The organism is Delftia sp. K82, assembly GCF_002193035.1.
Classification (GTDB): Bacteria; Pseudomonadota; Gammaproteobacteria; order Burkholderiales; family Burkholderiaceae_C; genus Comamonas; species Comamonas acidovorans.
The window spans coordinates 251543-251800 of the sequence record NZ_MYFL01000003.1 but is presented as its reverse complement, the minus strand read 5'-3'; the positions used below and the strand labels follow the sequence as shown (position 1 = coordinate 251800).

At 62.4% G+C, this 258-nt stretch carries 1 protein-coding gene; it reads left to right on the top strand.

What is annotated here, in order from left to right; genetic code table 11:
* A partial coding sequence (locus KDK82_RS18000; RefSeq protein ID WP_143343513.1) for an SET domain-containing protein occupies positions 1 to 258 on the top strand: 258 nt, incomplete at both ends.

The following is a 258-nucleotide window of genomic DNA, read 5'->3' as shown; positions in this document are numbered from 1 at the left end:
CCAGGACCGGCATCCGCACGACCCCAGCCAGCCCAACCATACCTTCTACTTCCACGTGGACGAAGACCGCGTGATCGACGCCAACTACGGCGGCAACTCCTCGCGCTGGATCAACCACAGCTGCGCTCCCAATTGCTACACCGATGAGCGCGATGGCCGGATTTTCATCGTCGCGCTGCGCAACATCGCCGCCGGCGAGGAGCTGAGCTACGACTACGGCCTGATCATCGACGAACCCTACACCAGGAAGCTGAAGGC